Genomic DNA, 25,229 nt, shown 5'->3' with positions numbered 1-25,229 from the left:
CTCCGGCGCCGAAGCGGGGGGACTTCAGGATCTATCTATGACCTCTTCCAGGGCTGGTACGACGCCGCGCGCCCAGGCAGCCTGCTGATCCGGGGTGGCGGAGGTGGTTGCCAGGAGAGCGACGGTCGAGCCATCGACCACGGAGAGGTCGACGTAGGACTCGGCTCCTGCGTACGCGCGGGACACGGCAGCGGCTGTGGCGGCAGTCCAGAGCTGTTTGACGGAGAGGTCGCCGCCGGAGCCGCAGGACTTCATCCGGGCCTGATAGCCGGCGTAGTAGTCAGCCGCCTGCGCAGAGCCTTTGAACCGCAGGAGAAGAGTTGTGGCCGGCTGGGCGTCGGCGGTGCGGTAGCTACCGGTCAGGGCGTAGGCGGGGATCGGGAGCGATCCGGTGACGGGCTTGCCTGCGCAGCCGGAGGGCAGGGCTTCGTAGGAGGCTTGGTGGGGGTCGCGGCGGCGGGTCCAGGTGTTGTTGCCGATGAAACCAGCCTCCGCGCCACCTGGGTCGGTGTAGGTCTTCCAGCCGGCGCCGAGCTTGTCAGGAGTCGGCAGGTTGCGAGCGGTGAGCGGTCCGGCGTTGGCGGGCGGCGGTGCGGTCGCCTGCTCCGGCACCTCCGGCGGAACGGCCGCATCTGTCGGCTTAGCGGTGCTCATGGTCGCGGGCGGCACCGGCACCGTCCCGCCGACCGTGCTGGGGATGACCGGCGACGCGGATCGCTGGACAACACCCGGCGCAGGCTGCTGGGCCGCCGAGTTCGAACTGCACCCCGCCAGCACTACCGCCAGCACTCCAGCGACGACTACGCGTTTCACTTCGGCTCGAAGTGCTGGTAGTCGGGCTTGGCCCAGCCTGCGCCCCAGAAGTACCCCTGGCCGACCAGCGCCTTCGTCGGCACGCTGCTCGCGAACAGCATCCCCGGACGCGCCGGCGTACGCGTGCGGTACGCCAGCCCGTTCGACGGGTACCAGACGCCGTTCGCGGCCAGGTACGGGTTCTCCACGGTGTTGATGTCGATCGCCCACCCGTACGAGTGTGGCGACAGCGAGTACGGATCACCCGTCACCCGCCGGCAGTTGAACGCCGACGTGTTGTCCGCCGCCATCGACTTCACGTCACTGCCGCCGAACACGTCCACCCGCCGCATCTGCCGGATCGGGAACTTCGACGCGAACGTCGTGGTCCAGACCGTGATCATCTTCGCCACGGCAGCGTCCCGCAGGATCAGCTCGCCGCGGTGCACGTGGCCGTCGAAACCCCAGTAGTTCAGTTGCAGCAGCCGCAGCGACGCCGGTGCGACCGGACAGCCGGCCCGGTACGTGTTCGGCACCATCGCGGCGGAGACGGCGTACACCTTGGGGTTGAGGGCCGCCTTGATGACGATCGTCGCCAGGCCGGAGTACTCCATTGCGGCCTGACTGACGTACCGGGTGACGACGCGCACCGTCCGGGTAGCGGGCAGGTCGTCGGGCACCCGGAGCCGGAAGTTGCCCTTGGCATCCATGACCCCGATGTTCAGCAGCTGCCACTTGCCGCTGCCGAGATAGCTCTGCAGCGCGAGCTCCTTGCCCGGCTCGGCCGGCACCATCCGGCCGGTGACCGAGACACCGGTCAGCGTGGCGTACCAGGCAGCGGGCGTGTTGATCAGGATCTTCCGGTCCTGGATTGGCACGGTCCGGTACGCCGAGATCGCGAGCGCCGTCTCCGCCTTCACCCCGATCATCGTGCGGAACGCCCAGGTCCCGGTGTACGCGGAGACGTAGTTGAACCTGTACACGCCGCCGGCCGTCGTGCGGGTCGACCCGCGCAGCACCCAGGCGCCGGGGACGCGCTGCCAGAGGGTGATGTACGACCCGGTGATCGGCTGGCTGATCTTGCCGGTGAAGACCGTCGGCTTGTCCTCCCAGGACGCCGCCGGCTGGTCGAGCGTGATCGACCAGGCCGCCGCGGGAGTCGCCGCCGGTTTGGGGGTCGGCGTGGGAGTTGGCGTGGGTGTAGGCGTTGGCGTCGGTGTCGACGCTGGTGTCGATGAAGGTGTGATCGACGGCGACGGAGAGTCGTCCGCGTGCGCGACACCCACCGGCCCCAGCCCGAGCAGCACCACAACAGCCACCCCAACGAAGCGTCTCATCCGCCTCACCCTCCCCTTGACAGCACCCGTACCCCCTATAAGAGGCGGCCACACCGGGATACGTCACAGGGGAGTGCGGACTTTGTTTACTCCTGCAGTCGCTTCACCGCGGAATCGATGCGCTCGTCGGTCCCCGTGAGCGCCACCCGGACGTGTCGCTCACCGGCAGTGCCGTAGAACGCACCGGGAGCGACCAGGATCCCCTTGTCCGCCAGCGCCCCGACCGAGCCGTACGCGTCGTACGACGGATGCGACGCCCACAGGTAGAGCCCGCCGTTGGACAGCGTGATCTCCCAGCCCGCATCGGTCAGCGCATCCCGCAGTACCGCGCGCCGCCGGAGGTAGCGCGCACGCTGCTCCTCGACGTGTACGTCGTCCGCGAAGGCAGCCGCCATCGCCGCCTGGATCGGAGACGGGACCATCAGCCCGGCGTGCTTGCGTACGGCAAGCAGCTCGGTCACCACGGTCGGGTCACCGGCCACGAAGCCACCGCGGTACCCGGCCAGGTTGGACCGCTTGGACAGCGAGTGCACCGCGAGCAGGTTGTCGAAGCTGCCGCCCGACACGTCCGGATGCAGCACGGACACCGGCTTCTCGTCCCAGCCGAACTCGGTGTAGCACTCGTCGCTGACCAGCAGTACGTCGTTCGCCCGCGCCCACTCGACCGCACGACGCAGCTCGTCCGGAGAGGTGATCTCACCGGACGGATTGCGCGGCGAGTTCAGGTACGCGACCCGCACCGGCCCGTCGTACGTCGTGGGGTCCGCCACCGGCTCGCTGGTCGCGCGGGCGAGCGCAGCGCCCGCCTCGTACGTCGGGTACGCCAGGTCCGGGATGAGAACGGTGTCACCCGCGCCGATGCCGAGCAGCGTCGGCAGCATCATGATCAGCTCTTTGGTGCCGATCACCGGCAGTACGCCGCTCTTCGGGTCCACTCCGGTCACGTCGAGACGCCTGGCCATCCAGTCCACGGCCGCCTGCCGTGCAGCCGACGTACCGATGGTCGTCGGGTACGACGGGGCGTCCGCCGCGTCGGCCAGCGCCTTCTTCACCAGCTCGGGCACCGGGTCCACCGGACTGCCGACGGAGAGGTCGACGATGCCGTCGGGATGCTCGGCCGCCTTCTGCGTGTAAGGGGCGAGCTTGTCCCACGGGAAGTCTGGCAACCGGCTGGAGGTCTCGAAGATCACGGGCCCATTCTCCCCCGCCTGCCGATCCCGCCGCCTCCGCCTGCCCGCTCCGCGAGAACGTCAGCAGTCCTTGCCTGGATCAACCTTGGCCAGAATCGTGTCGGCGATGTCCTTCAGCTGCGCCAGTTGCTCCGGGCTCAGCACGTCGACGACGTACTCACGAACGGTCGCGACATGCCCCGGAGCGGCGGCGACGAGGAACTCGTAGCCGCTGTCGGTGATGGTGGCGACGGTGATCCGCCCGTCGTCCTCGGCGGGCCGGCGCTCGACGAAACCACGCTGCTCGAGGCGCTTGACCACATGGGAGAGCCGCGACAACGAGCCGTTCGCGAAGCCGGCCAGGTCACTCATCCGCCGCGACCGCCCCGGCGACTCGGACAGCCCGGCGAGCACCAGGTACTCGAAATGTGTCAGCCCGGAGTCCCGCTGCAGCTGATAGTCCAGCACCCCGGGCAGCTTGAACATCAGCGCCGCGAACGACATCCACGTCGCCAGCTCGTCCGGCTCCAACCACCGCGCATCCCCCACCATGACCCCATTCTACCGGATTACTTGACGCTTCAAGTCAACAACCTCTACGGTTGAGTTGATGCGTCAACTGATAACCGAGAGTGGGATATGAACGTCTTTCTGTGGATCGTCGCCGGAGTGCTGGCCGCCTTCTTCCTGGCCGCCGGTGCAACCAAGCTGAGCCAGAGCCGCCGCAAACTGCTGGCCAACCAGAACATGAAATGGGTCGAGGACTTCTCCGCCCGCACGATCAAACTGATCGGCACCGCCGAGGTCCTGGGCGCGATCGGCCTGATCCTGCCCGCCGCCCTCGACATCGCCCCGATCCTCGTCCCGCTGGCCGCGACCGGGCTCGCCCTGATCATGATCGGCGCCATCATCACCCACGGCCGCCGCAAGGAATTCCCGCCGATCGCGATCAACATCGTCATCCTGATCCTCACGGCTCTGGTAGCAATCCTCCGCTTCGGGCCCAACAGCTTCTAGCCTGTGCCCGCCGCCCGTACGCTGCTCGGATGACGTACGACGTGGCGGTGGTGGGGGCCGGTGCGATGGGGTCGGCGGCGGCTCGTGCACTGGCAGCGGCGGGGCGGGATGTCGTCGTACTGGAGCAGTTCACGCTCGGGCACGAGCGGGGCGGCTCGCACGGCGCGACGCGGTTGTTCCGGCCGGCGGCGGACGACGCCGAGCTGGCTGAGCTGACCGAGCGGGCGCGGCCGCTGTGGCGTGAACTGGAGGCCGACTCGGGCGAGACGCTGCTCGAGGAGACCGGCGGGATCGACCACGGGATGAGCGACGTGTCGGTCGAGATCTTCCGGTCGTTGCATGCGGCAACCGGGTCGGTGCTGGCGGCGGAAGAGGCCGCCGAGCGCTGGCCCGGTTTCCGGTTCGAGAGCCCGGTGCTCTACCAGCCGGGCTCTGGCCGGCTGTACGCCGAACGCACGGTGCACGCGCTGCAGACGGTGGCGAGCCGGCTCGGCGCGGAGTTCCGCGTCCAGTCGCCGGTACGGGCGCTGCGGCTCCACGACGAGCTGGTCGAGCTCGACGTACCGGGTGGGGCCGTGCGGGCGCAGCACGTCGTTGTGACGACCGGACCGTGGACTCCGAAGCTGCTGGCCGGTCTGGTGCCGTTGCCGCGGTTCACGGTGACGCAGGAGCAGCCGCGGTTCTTCACTCCGCTGTCGGAGGACTTCGAGTGGCCGAGCTTCGTGCACTGGGGCCCGGACTGCTACGGACTCTACGAGCCGGGCTCCGGTGTGAAGGTCGGCATGCACGCGAGCGGGCCGGAGGTCGACCCCGACACCCGCGACTTCCGGCCCGAGCCGCAGCGGGACTCAGCTCTTCGCGAGTACGTCGCGCAGTGGTACCCCGGGCTGGACCCGGGGCGATCCACTGCGATCAGCTGCCTGTACGACAACACGCCGTCGGCCAGGTTCGTCATCGACCGCGCCGGACCGATCACCGTCGCGGCTGGCTTCTCCGGCCACGGCTTCAAGTTCGTTCCGCTGGTCGGCGAGCTCGTCCGTGACCTGGTGACGGGCAGTGCGAAAACGCCTGCCCGCTTCAGTTTTCAGAGATAGAGGCCGGTCTGGCCGTCTTCCAGGCGGCCGGCAGCCACTGCGTGCAGGTCGCGTTCGCGCAGCAGGATGTAGTCGTCGCCGCGGACCTCCACCTCGGCCCGGTCCTCCGGGTCGAACAGGACGCGGTCGTCGACCTCCACCGTGCGCACGTTGGCGCCGACGGCAACTACCTTCGCCCAGGCGAGCCGGCGGCCCATCTGCGCGGTGGCCGGGATCAAGATGCCGGCCGACGACTTGCGCTCGCCCTCCTGCTCGAGGGAGACCAGGACGCGGTCGTGCAGCATCCGGATCGGGAGTTTGTCGTCGGACAGCCGCTTGCGTGGAGTCACCGGCGGCCCACCAGCCGGCGGATCACCAGCAGTACGCCGACGACGCCGACCACCGCACCGGCGACCGCGACGATCTTCTGGGTCCGCAGCTGCCCCTGCTCGTCGAAGACCTGGGACTTGGCCTGCTCGACCTGTCGCAGGGCCACGTTCTTCGGGTTCGCGCGGTCGACCAGCTCGTCGACGGTCGAGGCCAGGCGCAACCGGGTGGCGGCGATGTCCGCCTCGATCTGCTCGGCGGTCCGAGCCTTCGTGTCCGACACCTGTCGACGCTCCTTCCATCCGCGGGGCATGCCCCGATCTGCCCCTCGTCACCCACCATCCTCGCAGGTCATCCCCGCAAGTCCACGACCACCTTGATGTCATCCGGTTCCCGCACCAATGCGTCCGGCCATTGCGACAGCGGCACGGTCCGGGTGATCAACCGCCGCAGCCAGGCCCGATCGGCCGCGAGCAGCACGTCCACAGCGTCGGCGTAGTGCCGTTTGCCCGCGTTCACCGTCCCGACCAGCGCCGCGTTGCGCACCACGAGCTGCCGGACCAGCGCGTCCAGCTGTACGTCGACAGTCGCCGGCCCGGGGTGGATCCCGGCCAGACACATCACACCGGCCGGCGGGAGCAGCGAGGCGCAGTCGAACACCAACTGGCCGGCTCCCGTCGCCTCGATCACCACGTCCGGTACGACATCGAGCTGTCCCAGGTCAGTCAGGTACGTCCCGCCCAGCGCCCGGACCAGCTCCGGCTTCGGCCCGTCCGTGACCCGGTCCAGCACATGTACGTCGTACCCGCGCTGCTGGGCGATGAGCGCCGCGAGCAGCCCGATCGGACCGGCTCCCGTCACGAGCACGTGTTGCGGTCCGAACCACGAGCGCGCGCCGACCTGGTCCACCTGCTCCCACGCCTTGGTCAGAATGCTGGCCGGCTCCACGAGTACGCCGAGCTCTCCCAGCTCGGCCGGCACCGGTACGGCGAAGTACGGGTCGACCCGCCAGCGCTCGGCGCCGTACCCGTCCATCTCCTTGATGCCGCGCTCGGTGTACAGGCCGTTGCGGCAGAAGTCCCACTCGCCCCGCGCACACGCCGGACAGGGCACCGGGTCCGGTCGGCGGACCACTCCGGCCACCAGGTCGCCGGGAGCGAAGCCGGAGGCCGCGGGTGCCTCCAGCACGCGTCCGAGCGACTCATGTCCGACGACGAGGTGATCCGAGCCGGGACGTCCGCTGCCGAACGCGCCGGAGACCAGCTCGATATCGGTTCCGCAGATGCCCGTCAGCAGGCCCTCCACGAGGATCGAACCGTCGGCAACGGGAGGCTCCGAGACCTCGCCTACTGTCGCCGAGTCGGACTTGCCCGGCGTCACTGTCATGGCCCGCATGGGGTCAGGCTAACCGGGTCATGTCGACGGTCACTTCGATGGCTGTCGCAGCGCCGCCGGAGTAGATGCCCTTGAGCGGCGACACGTCGCCGTAGTCCCGCCCGGTCGCTACCCAGACGTGCCGGTGACCGATCGAGATGTCGTTGGTCGGGTCGAACCCCCACCACTCACCGGTCCACGCCTCCTCCCACGCATGACTCTCACCGACGACCGTCTCGCCCACGGACGCGTCCGGCTTGGTGTGCAGGTAGCCGGAGACATAGCGCGCCGGTACGTCGACCGCCCTCAGCATCGCCAGCGTCAGGTGCGCGTAGTCCTGGCACACGCCCTCACCGGCCTGCCACGCGTCGACTGCCGACGAGTGCACACCAGTGGTGCCGCGCTGGTACTTCAGCTTGTCGTGCACCCATTTCGACACGGCCAGCACGGTCTCCTGCGGAGTACGGCCCTTGCGGAGCGAGCGCGCGACGGCAGCGAGCTCACGGTGCTTCGGGACGTAGCTGGTCCACTCCAGGTACTCGGCGTACGCGTCAAGGACCTCTGGCGATCTCAGCTGGGACCAGGTCGCGTCGACGGACGGTGGGGTCTGGTCGGTTGTCTCGACGACGGACGCCGCGATCACCTTCAGCTCGGTGTGTGGAGTGTGCAGGTCGAAGGAGTTGACCTCGGTACCCCAGTAGTCCGTGTACTTGTACGCGCGGGTCGCGGGGACCGTCTCCAGTCGCGCGACCATGAGGTTCTGCCGGTCGTCGTGGCGCGGAGTCAGCCTGGCCTCGTTGTACGACTGCGTGACGGCAGTCGCGTATCTGTAGCCAGTCGTGTGCACCACACGGAGACGCCAGTTCACAGGTTCACCTCCGCGTTGTTCCACTCGATCCACGGCACCGCGTGGAAGTACTGACGGGACACGGCCTCGCCGACCTCGCGGACCATGGTCTGCAGGTCCTGCAGTCTGCCGGTCAGGTCGTCCAGCAGGTCCGCCGGCCGCAGGAACTCCAGATCGCTCCGGGCCTTGCCCAACAACCGCGCAGCCTCCGCACCGGCACCGATCCGTGTCGCCGGCCCGTGGTCGAGGTCGTCCAGACAGGACTCTGCCTGCTGCAGCGCATGGAACACCGACCGCGGGAACAGGCGGTCCATCAGCAGGAACTGCACGACCCGCGACGCGTCCAGCGCCCCGCGGTACGTCCGCAGGTACGTGTCGTGCGCACCGGCAGACCGCAGTACCGTCACCCAGCCTGGTGAGGTCGGCCGGTCGCCCACTCGGGACATCAGCATCCGGACGATCATGTCCACGCGCTCCACCGACCGGCCGAGCACCAGGAACCGCCACCCGTCGTCCCGGCTCATCGTGGAGTCGGCCAGCCCGGCGAACATCGCCGCCCGGTCCTCCACGAACGTGAAGAACTCATGCGGCCCTACACGCCGCGCAGCCCGCTGCCGCTCGGGTACGGCGTTCCACATGGCGTTGATGCACTGCCACAGCTCACTGGACACCACCTCGCGCGCGACGCGGGTGTTCTCGCGCGCGCTGGCGATCGAGGACACGATCGACCCGGTCTCCGGTGACATCGCAACCAGCTCGGTCAGTCCCCACACGTCCAGCGTGCTGCCGTCGGGCGGGGTGATGCCGAGGACCGAGAGCAGCCTGCGGCTGGCCGTGTTCGCGTCGACGGTGGCGTCCTCGAGCAGTTGATGCACCGACACGTCGAGGATTCGCGCGGTGTCGTCCGCGCGTTCGACGTACCGGCCGATCCAGTACAGCGACTCGGCGTTGCGTGCGAGCATCGTCAGCACCTCCCCATCACTGTTGCTGCTGCTGTTGGGCGACGTTGAGTTCCGGGCCTTGCTCCGGCGTACTGTCCGACTTCGGAGTGGGGCTCCCCAGACCGGGTCCACGAAGCTCGGCGTCCTCGTCGGACGCTCTGGGCGCCAGCACCCAGGTGTCCTTCGAGCCGCCGCCCTGCGACGAGTTGACGACCAGACTGCCCTCCGGAATCGCCACTCTGGTCAGCCCGCCGGGCAGAACGAACACGTCCTCGCCGTCGTTGACCGCGAACGGCCGCAGGTCCACATGTCGCGGCTGCAGCCGTTCACCGACCTTCGTGGGCACAGTGGACAGCTGTACGACGGGCTGCGCGATCCAGCCGCGTGGGTTGGCCTTGATGCGGCGACGCTGCGCCTGGAGCTCCTTCGGCGAGGCATCCGGCCCGAAGACGATGCCGTACCCGCCAGAACCCTCCACCGGCTTGGTGACCAGCTCGTCGAGGCGATCGAGTACTTCGGTCTGCTCCGCGGGCAGCCAGCACCGGTACGTGTCGACGTTCGGCAGCAGCGGCGTCTCGCCCAGGTAGTACTTCAGGATCTCGGGCAGGTACGTATAGATCAGCTTGTCGTCGCCCACGCCGTTCCCGATCGCATTGGCGATCACCACGTTGCCCGAGCGCGCTGCGTTCACCAGACCGGCCACACCGAGCGCGGAGTCCGGTAGGAACTGCACCGGGTCCAGGAACTCGTCGTCGATCCGCCGATAGATCACGTCGACCCGCTGCTCGCCTTCCGTGGTCCGCAGGTAGATGACGTTGTTGCGCGCGAACAGATCCCGCCCCTCGACCAGCTCCACTCCCATCTGGCGCGCTAGCAGCGAGTGCTCGAAGTACGCCGAGTTGTAGACGCCCGGCGTCAGTACGACGACGTTCGGATCGGTCGCACTGGGCGGAGCCGCGGCCCGCAGAGCCCGGAGCAGATGTACTGCGTAGTCGCCGACCGCCCGCACCCGATGCTTGGCGAACAGGTCCGGGAACACCCGCGCCATCGTCCGGCGGTTCTCCATCACGTACGACACCCCGGACGGGCTGCGCAGGTTGTCCTCGAGCACGCGGAAGTCACCCTGCTCGTCGCGGACCACGTCGATGCCGGCCACATGGATACGGACGCCATTGGGCGGTGCGATGCCGGCCGCCTGCCGATGGAAGTGCTCGCAGGAGGTGATCAGCCGACGCGGCAGCACTCCGTCCGCGACGATGTTCTGGTCGCCGTAGATGTCAGCGAGGAACGCCTCCAAAGCACGCACCCGCTGCACCACACCGCGCTCCAGCCGGGACCACTCCGTCGCAGTGATCACCCGCGGCACCAGGTCCAGCGGGAACGGCCGTTCCTCCCCCGACAGGCTGAACGTGATGCCCTGGTCCACCAGTGCCCGGTCCAGCGCCTCGGCCCGCGTAGTCAGGTCCGCGGGCTGCAACGGCATGAGCGAGTCATGCAGCCGCTTGTACGCCGTACGGACGCCGTCGACGGGGTCGAACATCTCGTCGTACGCCCCGGCGTGCGGGCGGCGTGGGTCCAGGTAGCCGTCGAACAAGGGGCGGGCGGATGCGCGGCTCATCTGCGCATCTTGCACGTACGATTGCGGCACTTCAATCGATTCGTGGAGGGCCTGATGTCCGAACGCCTGTCGGTCGGCGACACCGCACCCGACTTCACCCTGCCCGATGCCGACGGCAACGACGTGGCGCTGAAGGATCTGCGCGGGAAGAACGTGATCGTCTACTTCTACCCGGCCGCGATGACCCCGGGCTGCACCAAGCAGGCCTGCGACTTCCGCGACTCGCTCGACTCGCTGCAGGCGCACGGGTACGCCGTACTCGGGATCTCCCCGGACAAGCCGGCCAAGCTGGCGAAGTTCCGCGAGCGCGACGGCGTGACGTTCCCGCTGCTGAGCGACCCCGACAAGGAGGTCCTGCAGGCGTACGGCGCGTTCGGCGAGAAGACCATGTACGGCAAGAAGGTGACCGGCGTGATCCGGTCCACGTTCGTCGTCGACGCGGACGGGAAGATCGCGGTCGCGCAGTACAACGTCAAGGCCACCGGGCACGTCGCGAAGCTCCGCCGCGACCTGGGACTGTGAAAAGGCACCTCTAAAACCACAGCTACCGGAGGGAAACCTTCGACAGTTTCATGCAGATGGTCCATGGAACGGTCGTTTGAGCAAACTGGTTACTGTGATTTGGATCACACTCAGATCTCACCGGACCGCGACCGGTCCGACACGGTCGGTGAGTTTTAGAGCGTTCCTGTGTAAGAGCGGTACTGCGGGGACCACCCGCGTTCAACCACAGCTGTGTCAAGAATCGTTGCGGCCTTCGCCCTGACCTGCCGAAACCGGGTAATCTGCGCGCGCAGTCAGCCTCTGGGAGGGAGGGACCTGCCGCGATGGGAAAACATTCCTCTGCGGTGACGGGAAGTAACAACAACCGCCGTTCGGTGTACATCACCGCGGTCGGATTATTGGTGCTTTCGCTGGGAGCGGTGTTCGTGGTCCGCTCCTTCGGATCGGAATCGGGTGCCGACGGTTTCCTCGGCGGCAGTAAGGCGTGTGACGACCCGACCCAGATCCAGATGGCGACGACGCCCGAGATGCAGTCCTCGCTCGAAGCCGCGGCCAAGTCGCTGGCGGCCAAGGGCGGTAAGGACGGCAACCCGTGCCTGCAGTTCACCATCACGGCGGCCCCGTCGTCCCAGATCGCGCGCGACGTCGCGCACGGCAGCGACAACCGGCCCGACCTGTGGGTGCCGGACTCCTCGCTGTGGGTCGCCCAGGCCGACGACGGCCAGAGCGTCCCGACCATCGCGGTCCAGTCCATCGCGACCTCTCCACTGGTGCTCGTCGGGCGGAGGACGAATTTCGCCGACACCTCGTCCTGGCTGCGGATCATGAGCAAGACCCAGCCGGCCCTGCTCGACCCGCTGAGCACCTCGCCCGGCGCGCTCGCGCTGCTCGCGGTACAGGCGGAGCGGGCGAAGACGTCCGCGTCCGAGACGCAGGTGTCGCAGGTGATCGTTCCGCTGGCGCAGCGCCTCGGTTCGATGGCCAAGCCGTACACGGACGCCGAAGCACTGTTCGGCCGGGCGGACCAGGACGGCAGCACGACCATCGTGCCGGCGTCCGAGCAGAGCTTCGTGAAGTACCAGGAAGACCACCCGGACGCCCAGCTGCGAGCGATCCAGCCGGCCACCGGCACGCTGTACCTGGACTACCCGATCGTGGTCACCGCCAAGTCGGACACCGACGCCGCGTCCAACGCCGCCCAGGCGCTGGCCGGGGAACTGCTGACCGACTCGGCCGGCCAGGCTCGTGACCAGGCCGGGTTCCGCGACACGCAGCTGAGCCCGCTCAGCGGCGGGCGTGGCGTCGGCGACGTCAACCAGCTGACCAAGCCGACCAGCGAGGCGATCGACACCACGCTGCAGAACTGGACCCGGCTGTCGCTGCTGACGCACTCGCTGGCAGTCATCGACGTCTCCGGTTCGATGGCCGACAAGGTCGGCACCAAGACCCGGATGCAGCTCACGATCGAGGCTGCGATCGGCGGCCTGAGCCTGTTCCCGGACAGCGCCTCGCTCGGCCTGTGGACGTTCTCGACGAAGATCGGGTCGGACGGCGCCGACTACAAGGAGCTGGTGTCGATCGGGCCGCTGTCGAAACGGCAGCGCGGGAAGATCGTCGACCAACTGAAGATCCAGCACCCGATCCCGAACGGCGGCACCGGGCTGTACGACACGGCGATCGCCGCGGTCCGCGCCGTACGGCAGGGTTACGACCAGCGTGCGGTCAACTCGATCCTGCTGTTCACCGACGGCAAGAACGACGACCCGGGCAGCCCGACGCTGGCCCAGGCGGTCAACACCCTGCGCGGTCTGCAGGACCCCGGCCGCCCGGTCCGCATCATCGCCCTGGGTATGGGCCCCGAGGTGAACGCCGACGAGCTCAGCGCCCTGGCCCAGGCCACCGGCGGCCAGGCGTACGTCGCCCGCCAGCCCGGCGACCTGAAGAACGTCTTCATCGACGCCCTGCAGAGCCGCTGACGCCGACGCCTCCCCTAGGATGTCTGCCTAGGGGAGGCGTCCGCGTCTCTTCAGCCAGAGTGGTGGAACGGCAGACACACCGGCTTTAGGTGCCGGCGCCCCCGGGCGTGCGGGTTCAACTCCCGCCTCTGGCACATGCACCTCGACGAGTACCAGCAGGCCGCCCTCCGGACCGCCGCTCCGAAGGACAAGCCCAACGAGGTCTTCCACCTGCTGCTCGGACTGGTCGGCGAAGCAGGCGAACTCGCCGAGAAGGCGAAGAAGATCGTCCGCGACCAGGACAGCGACTTCACCCGCTGGGACCCCGACGACCTGAAGAAGGAACTCGGCGACACCCTCTGGTACATCGCCGTCCTCGCCGACCACTTCGACGTACCCCTCGAAGAAGTAGCCCAACTCAACCTCACCAAACTCGCCGACCGCCAATCCCGCAACATGCTCAGCGGCAACGGCGACAACCGCTGACGTCAGACGCGGGCGCGTACGCGGGGCCTGTTTCTCGGCGACCTTCCTGTCCAGCCCGAGACCGTGGACAAGGACGCGATCTGGGAAGTGGTGGACGAGCTCAAGCAGCCGTACTCGCCGAAGTCGATGGAGAACCACCGCGGTCTACCGTCGGCAGTGCTCGGCCGCGCGATCGAGAAGGAACCCCTTCGGACGAACCCCGCCAAGGGCATCCGCCTGCCGACCGTGACATCGACCCGGACACCGAAGACGACGACACGACGCTGCTGACCATGCCGCCGTTCGAGATCCTCAGCAACCAGCTCAGCGGCATGCACTGCGACCTCGTACGGTTCCTCGTCGGCACCGGCTGCCGGTGGGGCGAAAAAACCGTGCTCCGCAAGTGGACTTCGACTTCACCGGTGACCAGCCTGTCGTGCGGATCCGCCGCGCTGAAGCGCAGCGGGACCCGCGCCGTGGTCATCCGTGGACCGAAAACCAAACGCTCCCGCCGTACGATCGTCCTCCCCCGCCCACCTGGCCCTCGAGCTCGAAGAGCCGCTAGACGGCAAGAAGGCCGCAGACCTGATCTTCACCGGACCCCGCGGCGCGCACATCGTGCACCGCACTTCTGGTCCGAGATCTGGCGCCACGCGGCCTGGCGCGCGCAGCGATGTGACGACCACTAGCTGGCCGGCTGGCGGTGCGGCGGAACCCGGCCGAGGCCGTGCGAACTCCACCCCGGCGACGAACTGCCTGAGCCCCGCGGCTGCGATGGCACCCTGCAGTCCTGGCTCCGGATCCACGACGTCCGGCACACGCACGCCTGCTGGCTGCTCGCGCCGGCATCCCGATCCACGTGGTGTCTCGTCGCATCGGCCACGAGTCCATCCAGACCACGGTCGACCGGTACAGCCACCTGCTGCCCGACGCGCAGATCGCGGCCGCGGACGCCGTCTTCGCCCAGCCCCCTTCGAGGAGCGCGAACGCCAGATCCAGGAAGCGATGGCCGGCTTCTACGCCCTCCTCACGTTCGTCACAGGAGGCGGCGACCTGCCGCTGAAGCTCGAGGCTGCGCTGCTCGCTCGCGGCCGGACGCCGCCGCGAGCGGCGATCGCAGGCTGAGAAACCTGTCCGGCGTGGCGGCTGGCAGCCGGGTTACATTTGTGGTGATATTAATACCTCGCCGTACAGGAAGGTGCCAATATGACGCCGCAGGAAACCCACGAGCTGGTGAAGGCGGAGGTTCACCGGCTCGGGCCCGTGGTGTTCGAGGGGATGTCGACGAGCATCGCATCTGCTGCGAAGCGCGCCAAAGGCCTCGACCACTCGGAGTGTCCCCACCTACGCCCACTGATCGTCCGTACCGAGCTACGTCGGTACTTGAAGCGCGAGGGTCTGCCCGACGACTGGACGATCGGCGGCAATCCCGCGCTGATGGGCCAGATCAACCTGGTCAACAAGCAGGCCGGACTTCAGCTCCGTGTCCTCAAGGAGCGGTCGAGGACCTATCCCGGCGGAGTTCCGACCGCTGGCCGCAGTCCTAAGCGCCAGGAGTACTGGACGGCTCCGCTGTTCCTGATGCCGGGCGGCCGGAGCGGACGCCTTTCGGAACTTTTGCTGCTGTGGGACTACGCGTCGGTGCAGAAGGTCGCCGAGGGGTTCACCATCCGCGTCGTACATCCGACGGAGTCGGGCGACTATGGCCGGAAGGTTCGGTGCGACATGGACTTCGCGATCATGCCAGGGGGCACTGTCTTCGAGACTCTCGTCTTCCAGGGCGACGAGGACCCGGTGAACTTCTTCGACGCCGAGATCGACGAGGTCGAGGACGATGCCGATGCCGATGGGTGACCAGATCCACGGAGCATGGCGCGGCGAACGCTTCACCGTGCTCCGTGATCTTCATGGTCTGACCCAGACAGACCTGGCCGATGTCCTGGGCGTCACCCAGGGCTTCGTCTCTCAGCTTGAAAAGGGACAGAAGGCCATACCTGACCACGTTGTTGCCGAGGCGGCGGCTCGATATCGCCTGCCGCTTTCGTTCTTCAGCGTCGGCCCAGGACCGACCGACTGGGGCGTCCACACGTTCCGCAAGAAGGCTCGCGCCAGTGCACGCGATGAGCGACGCGTCAAAGCTCTGTTCGACGAGGCCGCACGCACGTTCTTTGAGGTGTCGAAGGCCTCAGGATTCTGGCCGGTGGACCTGCCGGATCCGGGCAAGTTCGATCATGATCCCGAGGAGGTTGCAGAAGAGCTCCGATCTGTGGCCGGCCTGCGACCAGAGGATCCGGTACGGAACCTCACCCGCCTGATCGAACGGCGCGGAGTCGGAGTCATCACGCACCTCGACAGCTCCGAATCCGACGTCACACTCGACGGCCACTTCGGTATCTCGAGACCAGCCGGTCACAACGACCGGCCAATCATCGCCACCGCCCGTCCGCTCCCAGGCGCCGTGCAGAGACTCACACTCGGCCACGAGCTCGGACACATCCTCTTCGACAAAGAGTTGACGCGCGCGCTGAAGAGCACCAGGGCCCCAGAGGAGCAACGTGCATATCGGTTCGCCGGAGCACTGCTCCTGCCGGAGCGGGTCGCACGCAAGCGAATCACCAACACGCTGTCGTTGCACGGATACCTCCGCATCAAAGCCGACTATGGCGTTTCGGTGGGCGCCATCATCCGGCGAGGATGGGAGCTCGGGATCCTGAGCGATGACCGCTACCGCAGTCTGAATATCCAGCTGTCAAGTCAAGGTTGGCGGACCGACGAGCCGGTCGAGGTCGCGCGAGAGAATCCGCAGCTGTACTCACAGACGCTTCAACGCGCGGTCGGCTCTGACTGGCGAGCCGCCATCAACGAGTACGGCCAGGACCCGGTCAACCTGCGCCGTTGGCTTCCTGATACCGAAGCCCAGCAGGGTCCGACACGCGATGCGAAGGTGCTTCAGCTCCGACGCCGGCCGGAGTCCACACCGTGAAATCTGAGATGGTCCGGTACGCGTGGTACCGGACCATCTCGTCTCTGCAAAGCACGCATTGAGCCCTACGCCGTGTCGGTGTCGAAGGGCTCCATTGCGAGGACGCGATGAAGTCCCTCGGCCAGCGCTGCGTTGTCCTGCGGCCCCTTCCATTGCACCATCACCGTCGACACAAGACCCGCGTCGATTCGCACGAATCCCTCAGCCCAGGACGGGACGACGTCCTGGGCTGAAGAGCAACTTTTGGCGACTGGACGCGGTGGATATAGGTACAAGGCCTCCTTGTATGCGGTCCACAGAACCAATGACCAGACCGACTCGTCATCAGGCGCGATGCCAGCCGTGACGGCGACGCCAGGCTGCTCGCCCACAAAGAGCAACGCACGTCCCACGTTCGTGTCGTACGTGCTTGTCCATCCTTGGATCTCCACACTCGACGGCAGCACGTCCCGAAGGAACGCGTTCAGCGCAGACGCGCGGTAGGCCTCCTCGCGACGTCCCTCAACGATCGCCATATCAATCGCTCGCCGGGACCTGGCCGGGAGATCGCCCTGGTAGGAATCGAGCGCCTCAGCAACCTCGGCCTTCACAGCAGTCGGGACCGCGGGATCCTCGAGCACATCCCGAGCGACGCGGTCGGCGACGCGGTCGAACCTGGCCTCGTTGTCGCCGAACTTCAGGCTCGTCAGCCGCTGCCCGGAAACGGCCAGGTATCCGAAGAACGCGGCCACCACGAGCAGGACTGGTACGCCGCCCGTGTTCGTGCCTTCCTGGAACACGCCGCACAGTCCTCCGCCGCCGGCAGCCACGGCAGCGAACGCAGCCGAGCCACGCTCTAGTCTCGTGAGGCGATGCGATACCGGAGGACCGGCTCGTTCGGGATCCTTCGATTCGGGGACTGCAGGTTCATTGCTCACCGGAGGATGGTCCCGTATCGGCTGTCGGCAGCACTAGGTGACGCTTGGCGCTAGCTGATTACGCCCGGGCGGGGAGTTCGCGCCGGCGCGGTGGCCGCAGGGGGTCGGCGCGCCGAACTGAGTGGCGTTGTCTGCCCGCGGGATGCCAGGCCGATGCCGATCAGCACGGCGATGACTGCGCCGACGGCGACAAGGACGTCGCGGACAACGTGCTTCTTCGGTACCGGCGGCCGCGCGGGCGGTTGGAACCGGGGCGGCGGAAGCTGTCCACGGTTGGCGAACTGCGGGTCTTGTTGGGACATCGTCCCCCACGTTCTTGACCAAATCGCTGGGTGCGGCGTACCCATGCCGGATGCAAATCGATGTTCCTCAATTCGACTCGATCCGACGCTTGCGCAGTTCAGGGGCGATGCCCAGGTCAAGGCGATTGTGGACGCGGGCAACTCCCGCCTCTGGCACATGCACCTGAACGAGTACCAGCAGGCAGCCCTCCGGACCGCCGCCCCGAAGGACAAGCCGAACGAGCTCTTCCACCTGCTACTCGGCCTCGTCGGCAACCAGGCGAACTCGCCGAGAAGGCGAAGAAGATCGTCCGCGACCAGGACAGCGACTTCACCCAGTGGGATCCCCGACGACCTGAAGAAAGAACACCCTCTGGTACATCGCCTTCCTCGCCGACCGCCAGTCCCGCAACATGCTGAGCGGCAGCGGCGACAACCGCTGAGTGGGGCCTAGCGGCTGGTGACCTCCGTGGCGATCGCGTTGAGTTTTGTCGATCGGCTCTTGGTGCTGACGAACTCCTCCTCGTCGACGCTGGAGGTGTCGCCGGTGACAGTCAGCGTGTTCGTGACAGGGCCGTCCTCACCTCCCCGTACCTCGTACACGACCTCATAGGTCAGTGTTGGATCCAGATCAGCGCCGCCGTAGGTGACAAGGATCCGATAAGTCAGGTTGCAGCCGGCCGATCCGAAGCACTCCTTCTTCAGCACCTTGACGGCGAGCTTGAAGTCCTTCGCGGTCGGCGTCGCGTACGCCGGAACCGTCTCCGTCGGCGTGTACTGATTGGTCGGTGTGATGATCGGATCCGGCGTCGGGCCGTTGTCCGGTGCCTTAGATGCGGACGTGATCCCCGCTTGCGTGGAGTTGTCACCCGCACCGTTCCCGACGAGCAAGCCAGCGAGGAACCCGACCCCGAGGAGACCTGTCGCGCCGAAGGCCAGCAGGACGGCGCGACCACGCCGTTTCATAGGCTTGGGCTGCGGTCGCATGTGTTGCTGCGGCGGCGGAAACGGTTGCTGTGGGTTCTGGTACGGCTGTTGGTGATACGGCGGTTGCTGCTCTCCGGACATGACTGCTCCCCCTCATCCCCGAGCCCCCTCGGGATCAAAGACCAGACGGTAACAATGGGTAACGGTTGCTGACTAGTCCGAAGAATGGTCCGGGGCTAGATAGCTGCCCGGTTCGTTACCTTCAGTCACACTGATGGTGCCAGTGGTGCCGTTGATGGTTATTCCAGTGTTGTTGGGGAGTTTGGTGGTCGCGTCGGGGACGGCCAGGACGGCTGGGATGTGGCGTTCTCTGGCGATGATGGCGGCGTGGGAGAGGAGGCCGCCTTGTTCGGTGATTACGCCGGCGGCGATGGCTAGGAGTGGGGTCCAGGCCGGGTCGGTGTACGGGCAGATGAGGATGTCGCCGGGGCGGACGTGAGGGAAGTCGGCCGGGCCGTGGACGATGCGTGCGGGGCCGGATGCGGTGCCGTGGCTGCCGGGGGTGCCGGTGAGGGTGCCCGGGGCGCCAGTGCTGGTTCCCAGGGCGCTGGTGCGGGTGGCTGGGGCGCCAGTGCTGGTTCCCAGGGCGCTGGTGCGGGTGGCTGGGGCGACGGTGCGGGTGGCTGGGGCGACGGTTGCGGGGATGGCTCGGGGTTTGGCGGTGATGGGGCGGGATTGCAGGAGCCAGGGGATGCCGTCTGCGATGGCCCACTCGAGGTCTTGAGGGGCGCCTAGGGCTGCTGCGGCCTGCTGGCCTAGGTGGGCTAGCTGGCGGGCTGTTGCGTCGGAGAGGGTGGCGCTGCGGCGGCGCGGCACGGGGACCTGGTGGACGCCGGACAGGGTGAGGGTGGTTTGTTTGTCGGCGAGCGTCCGGGTGACCGTGCCGTCGGCGACCTCGTATCTGTCGGGGGTCACGCGACCTTCGACGACGCTCGGGCCGAGGCCCCAGGACGCCTCGATCGTTATGGCGTCGTCGGCGGTGAACATGACGCCGGAGACGTCCGAGTCCAGCTGCAGTTGGACGATCACGGCCATCGGCGGCGGCTCAAAGCCATTGCGATAGGCGACCGCGCGCGGCGACCACACCGACTCCCGGCAGGCCTGTACGGCGTCCAGCACCGCAGCCAGCCCTCGTACGCCGAGGAAGCTGTCGTGCTGCCCCGCCGCCGAGGTGAGCGCGGTGTCCTCGTTCGCAGCCGAGGAGCGTACGGCGACCAGCGGATCACCCATCCGCTCGAGCCACCGCCCAAGCTCGTCCGCAACCGCACCGCGAGGCACGACCACGCCGTCCGGCACGGGCAGGCCGGCGCGGATCAGTGCGCCCAGCCCACCGGCCTTGCCGCCACACAGGTCCGCGGTCGCCTCCGCCAGCGGCACCAGCACGACAGCCTCCCGATCAACGAAACGTTGACAACAGAATATTGACAACATTCTGTTGATGATCCACTGTTGCGGGATGCGAAGCAAGCAGGACGCCGATCAGGTGCAGGCCGAGCGTCAGCGCGAGGCCCGTGAGCAACTCCTCGCGGCAGGTGCAAAGGACGTGCCTGCGCGACCCTGGCGGCCGGCTCCGATCCCCTTGTCCGCGGTGGATCTCACCCAGTTCGCGGCCTGGCGGTCGGCCGACCTGACCGACGACGACCTGCTGGCCGCGCTGGCCCTGTTGCCAGCGGCGCACGCCGAGGTCGAGGAGGTCGAGTCCGGCCTGCTGTTCCTGGCGAGGAGCTCCGGGCTGACCTGGGCGGAGATGGCCGACGCGATGGGATTCAGTTCCCCGCAGGCCTGTCAGCAGCGGTTCAACCGGCTCGCCGCGCGGATGGACTCATGATGCGTCTGGTGCTGCACGCCGTACGACTGCTGGGCTTCGCGGACACCCCCGCGATCGCACGCCGGTTCGACCTCCCGAAGCAAGCCGTCGAGGAAGCGCTCAACGACGCCGAGGCGCAGGGCTGGACAACACGCAGTACGTTCGCCGACACGTCCGGCTGGTCGCTGACCGAGAGCGGCCGCGCGGAGAATGAGCGCCTACTCGCACAAGAACTGGACGACACCGAAGCAGTCCACAAGGTGTACGACGACTTCCTGCCGCTCAACGCCTTGCTCCAACAAGCCTGCACCGACTGGCAACTGCGCCCAACGGCCACCGACCCGCTCGCCGCGAACGACCACACCGACCCCGCCTGGGACGCCGGCGTTCTCCACGAGCTCAAGGCGATCGACCAAGCCCTCGCCCCGATCGTCGCCCGCCTCACCAGCATCCTCAACCGCTTCCACGGCTACGACACCAGATTCTCCACCGCGCTAGAACGTGCCACAGCAGGCGAGACGGCCTGGGTCGACCGCTCCGACCTCGACTCCTGCCACCGCGTCTGGTTCGAGCTCCACGAGGACCTGATTGCGACCCTCGGCCTCAAGCGCTAGTTGCCCAGAGCATCCAAGTACGCCGCCCCACGCGGGCTGAGCTCGTAGCCGACCTCGAGGCTGTGGGTCAGGCCGAGGTTCTTCAGCTTGCGGACGTCGAGCTTGAACGGCGCCGTCTCGCGCCCGACCGACGCGGCGAGGTCAGCAGCCCGAGTCGCAGGCCGCGACTGGATCAACCGGAGGGTGTCAACAGTCCAGGCGCCATGGTGGCTCAGCTGGTCGAACTGCGCGAGCCGGGCACGCAGGTCGGCAAGGTCATCAGCCGACAGCGACGTCTGCGCGGCCAGCTCCTCCCGCGGATCCGGCCCTTCGACCAGGTGGAAGCGGATCAGGAACGTCGGCATCGACTCGTCCCCGCGCAGCCGTCGACGCACGTCCTTCGCGTTGCGGCGGTCGGCGAGAGCGACCTCGGCATCGGTGTCCGCGATCAGCTCCGGGTTGACCGTACGGATGCTGTCGATCTCGATCCGGCCCGCGTTCGTGCGGTAGATCCGGCCCTCGACCACCCGCGGCTCGGCCCAGCGCCGATAGGCGACGGTGATCTTCCCGTCCGCGACACCGTCGCGATCCGATCCTGCGAACAACATCGCTAACTCCCCAACGCCTTCGCGACCAGTGGCGCCAGTGCGCGGAGCGCCTTGCCGCGGTGGCTGATCGCGTCCTTCTCCTCGATGGACAGTTCCGCCGTGGTCCGGTCGTACCCCTCGGCCTGGAACAGCACGTCGTACCCGAACCCGCCGGTGCCACGCAGCTCCCGGATGACCGACCCGCGCATCTCCCCGATCACGACCTCGTCATCGGCGTCCGGCCGCACAAAAGCCACCGCCGCCACGAATGACGCCCCGCGCCGCTCGTCCGGCACGTCCTCCAACTGACCGAGCAGCAGCAGGTTGTTGGCCTGGTTGTCCTTCAAAGGCCCGGACCAGCGCGCCGACAGTACGCCGGGCATCCCGTTCAGCGCGTCGACGCAGATACCGCTGTCGTCCGCGATCGACGGCAGCCCGGTCGCGGCCAGTGCGGCATGCGCCTTGAGCAGCGCATTCCCTTCGAACGTCGGCTCGGTCTCGGCCGGTTCGTCGTACGCCGGTACGTCGCCGAGCCCGAGCACCTCGATCCCGGGCACGATCGGCGTCAGGATCCGGCGCAGCTCCTCGAGCTTCTTCTTGTTGTTCGACGCCAGCAGTACCCGACTCACGCCAGTGCCTCCTGCTGGATCTTGGCGAGCTCCGCGCACCCCGAAAGCCCCAGTGAGAGCAGGCTGTCCAGCTCGGCGCGGTCGAACGGCGCGCCCTCGGCCGTGCCCTGCACCTCGATGAACTTGCCCTCGCCGGTGATCACCAGGTTCATGTCGGTCTCGGCCCGGACGTCCTCCTCGTAGCAGAGGTCCAGCATCGGCGCCCCGTCGATGATCCCGACCGACACCGCGGACACCGTCCCGGTCAGCGGCTCGCTCTTCAGCAGCTTCTTCTCGCGCAGGAACGACACCGCGTCCGCGAGCGCGACGTACGCGCCGGTGATCGCCGCGGTCCGCGTCCCGCCGTCGGCCTGCAGTACGTCGCAGTCCAGCAGGATCGTGTTCTCGCCGAGCGCCTTGTAGTCGATCACGGCCCGCAGCGAGCGCCCGATCAGCCGGGAGATCTCGTGCGTACGGCCGCCGATCTTGCCCTTCACCGACTCGCGGTCCGAGCGGGTGTTGGTCGCCCGCGGCAGCATCGCGTACTCCGCGCTGACCCAGCCGAGCCCGGAGCCCTTCCGCCAGCGCGGCACGCCCTCGGTCACACTCGCCGCGCACAGCACCCGGGTCCGCCCGAACTCGACCAGCACCGAGCCCTCGGCATGGTCGAGCCAGTTCCTGGTGATCGTCACCGGGCGGAGCTGGTCAGCGTTACGTCCATCAATTCGGGCCATGAATCAGACCCTATGCCTCCAGACGCTGGACCTCCGCATTGGACGAGGGCGGAAGAGCGAGTGGGCTCGTTCTCGGAGTGACTGCCATCCGCGCCGCCCACGGCAGCAGGTCGTTGGCCCGCCGCCCGACCCACGGAACGCCTTCTTTCACCAGCCAGACCGTGTCCGCCCACCGGCTCGGCGGCCGGTACGCGCAGTCGAGATCCGGCCGTACGTCGATCGGCAGCCCGCGGACCGCCAGCTCGTCCGCGAACGCCCGGGCCAGCTTGCGGTGCCCGCGCTCCCCCGGATGCAGCCGGTCGATGCTCCAGAAGTCCCGCCGGTACACCTCGGGGTAGTCGGCCATGTCCAGCCGGATCCCGCCGTACCGGGTGTGCAGGTCGTCGAAGACGAGGTTGACCTGCTCGATCCGGTGCCACAGCGGTCGCCGCAGCCATTTCGGCAGGCCGAACACCTTGCCGTGGTCGTGGAACCGGACCGTCAGCAGCAGCGCGCCGCGGGCGGTCAGCTCGTCCGCGATCTGGTGCAGGTGATCCCGGATCCGGCCGGCGTCGAACGTGGATCGCAGGGTGTCGTTCACCCCGACGATCAGCGAGGCGATGTCGATCTGGCCATCGGCCTTGGCGACCGCCTCGGGCAGTTGCTCGGTCGCGACGATCGGCACGGTGGCGCCGCTGGTCGCGAAGTTGGAGAACGTCACACGGTGGGAGCTGGCCAGGGAGTCGGCGAGCAGCGAGGCCCAGCCCCGCCACCCCTCGCCCGGGCGCGCACCGGCACCGGACAGGTCGGTCGTACTGCTGCCGTTCATCGGGTCCCCGACACCTACGGTGGTCGAGTCCCCCAGTGCCACGTAGTGGAGGCTCACATTCCGCCATGGTGGGCGCACGGAGCGAGACTGTGATGTTCGGCGGATGACGAGTGGGGCAACGTCATGTCAAAGGCAGGTGATTGAGGAGCAGAACTGCTCGGAGTTAGGCTTCTGGAAACAACTATGTGCAGGAGTTGGCTGGTATGAGTGATCTTCGGTTTGGCGTGGTGGGACTCGGGGCCCGGAGTCGGATCGCGCAGTACGCGCACCGGCCCGGTGAGGGGTCGGAGGTCGTGGCCGTCGCCGACCCGTCCGCACCCCAGCGGGACGCGGCGCTCGAGTCGTACCCGCAGGCATCGGCGTACGGCGACCACAACGAGCTGGTGGAGCAGAAGCTCGACGGCGTCTTCCTGACGACGCCGGACGACCTGCACGAGGGGCCGGCGATCGACTTCCTCCGGGCCGGGGTCAACGTGTTCGTGGAGAAGCCGCTGGCGATCACCACCGAGGGGTGCGATCGCGTGCTGCAGGCGGCGTACGACACGGGCGCGCGGCTGTACGTCGGCCACAACATGCGCCACATGTCCGTCGTACTGACGATGCGCAAGCTGATCCAGGACGGCGCGATCGGCGACGTGAAGGCGATCTGGTGCCGGCACTTCGTCGGCCACGGCGGCGACTTCTACTTCAAGGACTGGCACGCGGACCGTCGCCGTACCACCGGACTGCTGCTGCAGAAGGGTGCCCACGACATCGACGTGATGCACTGGCTGGCCGGCGGCTACACGACCCGGGTGAACGCGATGGGCGCGCTCACGCTGTACGGCGGGATCACGGACCGGCAGGACCGCTCGGACCAGCGGTTCAAGGAGTTCGTCAGCGAGAAGAACTGGCCGCCGCTGGAGCAGAAGGGCCTGGCGCCGGTGATGGACGTCGAGGACATCTCGCAGGTGAACCTGCTGCTCGACAACGGCGTGATGATGAACTACGAGCAGTGCCACTACACGCCGGACTACTGGCGTAACTACACCGTCATCGGCACCCACGGCCGGCTGGAGAACTTCGGCGACACCGCGGGCGGCGTGGTGAAGGTGTGGAACAGCCGTCGCTCCGGGTACCGCGACGACGCCGACCAGGTGGTCGAGATCGCCGGCGAGACCGAGCACCACGGCGGCGCCGACCCGCACCTGGTGGCCGAGTTCGTGAACTTCGTCCGCGACGGCGGCGCGACGCTCACTTCCCCGGTCGCCGCCCGCGCCGCAGTCGCCGCCGGCTACGCCGCCACCCAGTCGCTCCGCGCGAACGGCGTACCGCAGGACATCCCACCGCTGGACCCGGCCCTGGTCGCGTATTTCGACAATGGCCAGGTTCGCTGAGTGCTACCATCCACGACGTGACCTGGTACGCCGCTATGCGAATGCTGAGCCCTCGATGCGGGAGGACTTCAGCGGCGTAGGCACGTGTGCTTGCAGCGAGAGGCCCCCGATGTCGGGGGCCTCTTTCGT

28 protein-coding genes and 1 tRNA gene are annotated in these 25,229 nt (G+C 67.8%); 12 read left to right on the top strand and 17 right to left on the bottom strand.

The annotated features are described in order from the left end of the window. Positions 1–24 precede the first annotated feature (24 nt). From FDA38_RS07460 to FDA38_RS07445, 4 genes are all read right to left on the bottom strand, one after another. Complete coding sequence (locus FDA38_RS07460; protein ID WP_137253295.1) at positions 25–813, bottom strand: hypothetical protein; 789 nt, start codon at positions 811–813, stop codon at positions 25–27. Further along, on the bottom strand, positions 810–2,129 hold the full coding sequence (locus FDA38_RS07455; protein ID WP_137253294.1) for a M15 family metallopeptidase: 1,320 nt from the start codon (positions 2,127–2,129) through the stop codon (positions 810–812). The genes FDA38_RS07460 and FDA38_RS07455 overlap by 4 nt, the downstream gene beginning before the upstream one ends. 86 nt (positions 2,130–2,215) lie before the next feature. Further along, positions 2,216–3,316 (bottom strand): succinyldiaminopimelate transaminase, encoded by a 1,101-nt coding sequence (dapC, locus tag FDA38_RS07450; protein WP_137254166.1) that lies wholly within the window; start codon positions 3,314–3,316, stop codon positions 2,216–2,218. Between the two features lie 63 nt (positions 3,317–3,379). Beyond that, the gene (locus FDA38_RS07445; protein ID WP_137253293.1) at positions 3,380–3,850 is read right to left on the bottom strand and encodes a MarR family winged helix-turn-helix transcriptional regulator; all 471 of its coding nucleotides are present in this window, start codon (positions 3,848–3,850) and stop codon (positions 3,380–3,382) included. 87 nt (positions 3,851–3,937) lie between these two features. On the opposite strand from FDA38_RS07445, the gene FDA38_RS07440 reads away from it, so the two are divergent. Together FDA38_RS07440 and FDA38_RS07435 are read left to right on the top strand one after the other, a co-directional pair. Then, complete coding sequence (locus FDA38_RS07440; protein WP_137253292.1) at positions 3,938–4,315, top strand: DoxX family protein; 378 nt, start codon at positions 3,938–3,940, stop codon at positions 4,313–4,315. Positions 4,316–4,344: 29 nt separating this feature from the next. Beyond that, the gene (locus tag FDA38_RS07435) at positions 4,345–5,409 is read left to right on the top strand and encodes an FAD-dependent oxidoreductase (protein WP_137253291.1); all 1,065 of its coding nucleotides are present in this window, start codon (positions 4,345–4,347) and stop codon (positions 5,407–5,409) included. Here the strand turns inward: FDA38_RS07435 and FDA38_RS07430 are convergent. The 6 genes from FDA38_RS07430 to FDA38_RS07405 all read right to left on the bottom strand — a co-directional run bounded on the left by FDA38_RS07430 (position 5,400) and on the right by FDA38_RS07405 (position 10,495). Further along, the gene (locus FDA38_RS07430; RefSeq protein WP_132210994.1) at positions 5,400–5,738 is read right to left on the bottom strand and encodes a GroES family chaperonin; all 339 of its coding nucleotides are present in this window, start codon (positions 5,736–5,738) and stop codon (positions 5,400–5,402) included. The genes FDA38_RS07435 and FDA38_RS07430 overlap by 10 nt on opposite strands. Next, positions 5,735–5,998 (bottom strand): DUF3618 domain-containing protein, encoded by a 264-nt coding sequence (locus FDA38_RS07425; protein WP_137253290.1) that lies wholly within the window; start codon positions 5,996–5,998, stop codon positions 5,735–5,737. The genes FDA38_RS07430 and FDA38_RS07425 overlap by 4 nt, the downstream gene beginning before the upstream one ends. 68 nt (positions 5,999–6,066) lie before the next feature. Continuing rightward, entirely contained in the window at positions 6,067–7,110 is a 1,044-nt protein-coding gene (locus tag FDA38_RS07420; protein ID WP_137253289.1) for a glucose 1-dehydrogenase, read from the bottom strand. 4 nt (positions 7,111–7,114) lie between these two features. After that, positions 7,115–7,957, bottom strand: coding sequence for a transglutaminase family protein (locus FDA38_RS07415; protein ID WP_137253288.1), 843 nt, complete (start codon positions 7,955–7,957; stop codon positions 7,115–7,117). Then, positions 7,954–8,898, bottom strand: a complete 945-nt coding sequence (locus FDA38_RS07410; RefSeq protein WP_137253287.1) for an alpha-E domain-containing protein — start codon at positions 8,896–8,898, stop codon at positions 7,954–7,956. Before FDA38_RS07410 ends, FDA38_RS07415 begins: the two co-directional genes overlap by 4 nt. Positions 8,899–8,914: 16 nt before the next feature. Next, complete coding sequence (locus FDA38_RS07405; protein ID WP_137253286.1) at positions 8,915–10,495, bottom strand: circularly permuted type 2 ATP-grasp protein; 1,581 nt, start codon at positions 10,493–10,495, stop codon at positions 8,915–8,917. A 54-nt stretch (positions 10,496–10,549) separates the two neighbouring features. Here FDA38_RS07405 and bcp point away from each other — a divergent pair, with 54 nt between their 5' ends. The 7 genes from bcp (at position 10,550) to FDA38_RS07370 (ending at position 16,402) form a co-directional block, all read left to right on the top strand. Next, a complete protein-coding gene (gene bcp / locus FDA38_RS07400; RefSeq protein WP_137253285.1) occupies positions 10,550–11,017 on the top strand; it encodes a thioredoxin-dependent thiol peroxidase in 468 nt (155 codons plus the stop codon). Positions 11,018–11,343: 326 nt separating this feature from the next. Then, a complete protein-coding gene (locus FDA38_RS07395; RefSeq protein ID WP_233714575.1) occupies positions 11,344–12,975 on the top strand; it encodes a substrate-binding domain-containing protein in 1,632 nt (543 codons plus the stop codon). 53 nt (positions 12,976–13,028) lie between these two features. Continuing rightward, a tRNA-Leu gene (locus FDA38_RS07390) sits at positions 13,029–13,109 on the top strand. A gap of 1 nt (position 13,110) precedes the next feature. Further along, entirely contained in the window at positions 13,111–13,440 is a 330-nt protein-coding gene (locus FDA38_RS07385; RefSeq protein WP_137253283.1) for a nucleoside triphosphate pyrophosphohydrolase family protein, read from the top strand. Between the two features lie 63 nt (positions 13,441–13,503). After that, the gene (locus tag FDA38_RS07380; RefSeq protein WP_137253282.1) at positions 13,504–13,710 is read left to right on the top strand and encodes a hypothetical protein; all 207 of its coding nucleotides are present in this window, start codon (positions 13,504–13,506) and stop codon (positions 13,708–13,710) included. A gap of 915 nt (positions 13,711–14,625) precedes the next feature. Further along, positions 14,626–15,273 carry a hypothetical protein gene (locus FDA38_RS07375; RefSeq protein ID WP_137253281.1) on the top strand — a complete coding sequence of 216 codons (648 nt, stop codon included), beginning with the start codon at positions 14,626–14,628 and terminating at the stop codon, positions 15,271–15,273. Then, the gene (locus FDA38_RS07370; protein WP_170989613.1) at positions 15,266–16,402 is read left to right on the top strand and encodes an XRE family transcriptional regulator; all 1,137 of its coding nucleotides are present in this window, start codon (positions 15,266–15,268) and stop codon (positions 16,400–16,402) included. The genes FDA38_RS07375 and FDA38_RS07370 overlap by 8 nt, the downstream gene beginning before the upstream one ends. 65 nt (positions 16,403–16,467) lie before the next feature. Here FDA38_RS07370 and FDA38_RS07365 read toward each other — a convergent pair whose 3' ends face one another. The 3 genes from FDA38_RS07365 to FDA38_RS07350 all read right to left on the bottom strand — a co-directional run bounded on the left by FDA38_RS07365 (position 16,468) and on the right by FDA38_RS07350 (position 19,970). Continuing rightward, positions 16,468–17,181: a hypothetical protein gene (locus FDA38_RS07365; RefSeq protein ID WP_137253279.1), complete on the bottom strand. Its 714-nt coding sequence runs from the start codon at positions 17,179–17,181 to the stop codon at positions 16,468–16,470. Positions 17,182–18,050: 869 nt separating this feature from the next. Continuing rightward, positions 18,051–18,566: a hypothetical protein gene (locus tag FDA38_RS07355; RefSeq protein WP_137253278.1), complete on the bottom strand. Its 516-nt coding sequence runs from the start codon at positions 18,564–18,566 to the stop codon at positions 18,051–18,053. 174 nt (positions 18,567–18,740) lie between these two features. Next, positions 18,741–19,970, bottom strand: coding sequence for a PEP/pyruvate-binding domain-containing protein (locus FDA38_RS07350; protein WP_170989612.1), 1,230 nt, complete (start codon positions 19,968–19,970; stop codon positions 18,741–18,743). Between the two features lie 73 nt (positions 19,971–20,043). Here FDA38_RS07350 and FDA38_RS07345 point away from each other — a divergent pair, with 73 nt between their 5' ends. Together FDA38_RS07345 and FDA38_RS07340 are read left to right on the top strand one after the other, a co-directional pair. Next, positions 20,044–20,415 (top strand): DNA-binding protein, encoded by a 372-nt coding sequence (locus FDA38_RS07345; protein ID WP_137253276.1) that lies wholly within the window; start codon positions 20,044–20,046, stop codon positions 20,413–20,415. Beyond that, positions 20,412–21,008: a VOC family protein gene (locus tag FDA38_RS07340; RefSeq protein ID WP_137253275.1), complete on the top strand. Its 597-nt coding sequence runs from the start codon at positions 20,412–20,414 to the stop codon at positions 21,006–21,008. The genes FDA38_RS07345 and FDA38_RS07340 overlap by 4 nt, the downstream gene beginning before the upstream one ends. Here the strand turns inward: FDA38_RS07340 and FDA38_RS07335 are convergent. The 4 genes from FDA38_RS07335 to FDA38_RS07320 are packed head-to-tail and all read right to left on the bottom strand — an operon-like array spanning position 21,005 to position 23,781. Next, positions 21,005–21,595, bottom strand: a complete 591-nt coding sequence (locus FDA38_RS07335; protein ID WP_137253274.1) for an ASCH domain-containing protein — start codon at positions 21,593–21,595, stop codon at positions 21,005–21,007. The genes FDA38_RS07340 and FDA38_RS07335 overlap by 4 nt on opposite strands. 2 nt (positions 21,596–21,597) lie before the next feature. Further along, on the bottom strand, positions 21,598–22,203 hold the full coding sequence (gene rdgB, locus FDA38_RS07330; protein WP_137253273.1) for an RdgB/HAM1 family non-canonical purine NTP pyrophosphatase: 606 nt from the start codon (positions 22,201–22,203) through the stop codon (positions 21,598–21,600). After that, entirely contained in the window at positions 22,200–22,916 is a 717-nt protein-coding gene (gene rph, locus FDA38_RS07325; RefSeq protein WP_137253272.1) for a ribonuclease PH, read from the bottom strand. Before rph ends, rdgB begins: the two co-directional genes overlap by 4 nt. Before the next feature lie 10 nt (positions 22,917–22,926). Further along, positions 22,927–23,781 carry an SGNH/GDSL hydrolase family protein gene (locus FDA38_RS07320; RefSeq protein ID WP_137253271.1) on the bottom strand — a complete coding sequence of 285 codons (855 nt, stop codon included), beginning with the start codon at positions 23,779–23,781 and terminating at the stop codon, positions 22,927–22,929. A gap of 146 nt (positions 23,782–23,927) precedes the next feature. On the opposite strand from FDA38_RS07320, the gene FDA38_RS07315 reads away from it, so the two are divergent. After that, positions 23,928–25,100: a Gfo/Idh/MocA family protein gene (locus FDA38_RS07315; protein WP_137253270.1), complete on the top strand. Its 1,173-nt coding sequence runs from the start codon at positions 23,928–23,930 to the stop codon at positions 25,098–25,100. The last annotated feature ends 129 nt before the right edge of the window (positions 25,101–25,229 follow it).

The organism is Kribbella jiaozuonensis (assembly GCF_005233875.1).
Classification (GTDB): Bacteria; Actinomycetota; Actinomycetes; order Propionibacteriales; family Kribbellaceae; genus Kribbella; species Kribbella jiaozuonensis.
This window is presented reverse-complemented; position numbering and strand designations above follow the sequence as displayed.